Annotated in this window: 1 protein-coding gene; it reads right to left on the bottom strand. The window is 44.3% G+C overall.

What is annotated here, in order from left to right; translation table 11 throughout:
- Positions 1–224: 224 nt before the first annotated feature.
- Positions 225–719, bottom strand: coding sequence for a GNAT family N-acetyltransferase (locus AN214_RS21735; RefSeq protein WP_054981615.1), 495 nt, complete (start codon positions 717–719; stop codon positions 225–227).
- Positions 720–936: the final 217 nt, after the last annotated feature.

Genomic DNA, 936 nt, shown 5'->3' on the forward strand with positions numbered 1-936 from the left:
CCCTGTTGTACATGGCTTGCTCGACCGCTTCGCTCCCTGTCTCGCATTATTCATTTAAATTGTATTTTCAGGTTTGATTTAATGGGTGAGGGTGTGAAGCTAAACACCTGACTCAATGGCGGATTAGTGCCAACAACTGTCATTCGTAACGCCCAAAACAGGGGCGACCGAAGTTCACGAAGGAAGTCCCAGCCACGCTTTTTGCCGCGTTCTGATTTTGTTTGTTAGGCATTTTTGACGATAAATTCATGGAAGTCCGCGGTTTCAGGTGGGTTTAACTTTGTAGCTTGCTGTATTTCAAGCCTGCTAAACAGGCTCTCCCAATAACTAAGTGCTTGCGTATCTTTCTTGTAAACAGCCACGTGCCATTCGCCGGGCTGAGAAAGCATGAGCTTTTCAACGACCAACTTAGCTACACCGCTATTCCTGTACTTTGGCAGTATGAATATGTCTGAAAGTTCGGGAATTTCCTTCCCTGCGATTTCCGTTAGTTCTACAGTGGAGAAACCCGCGATGCAACCATCCGAAAGAACCAAATAGACATCGCATTCTTCTTTACCGTTCAGCACATCTTCGAGGTATTCTTCGTCTATATCAAATCGTCCATTTTCGTCAACATCTTCGTGCTCAAACGAGCTTTGATGGTACTGATAGAACTGCCAGAGCATGCTGAATGCTGCAAGGTCAGTTATTGTTGCTTTACGTATCGATATGCTCATTTTGATGCCTAACGCTTGCCGTAAACGGCACAAAATAGCAGGCTAAAATTTGCGACGAAGGAGCACAACCCTGCTGTTTTGTGTCCTTGGTTTAACGGCCTTGATACTTATTGAACCTTCTCCCCGACGTTTAGCGAACAGCTAAACTTCAAGGCGACCAAACCAAAAGGAGAAAGCTCAATGAAATTCTATACTACTTTTCACAAATATTATTGTG

Origin of the sequence: Pseudoalteromonas sp. P1-9 (genome assembly GCF_001399975.1) — a bacterium.
Lineage (GTDB): Bacteria > Pseudomonadota > Gammaproteobacteria > Enterobacterales > Alteromonadaceae > Pseudoalteromonas.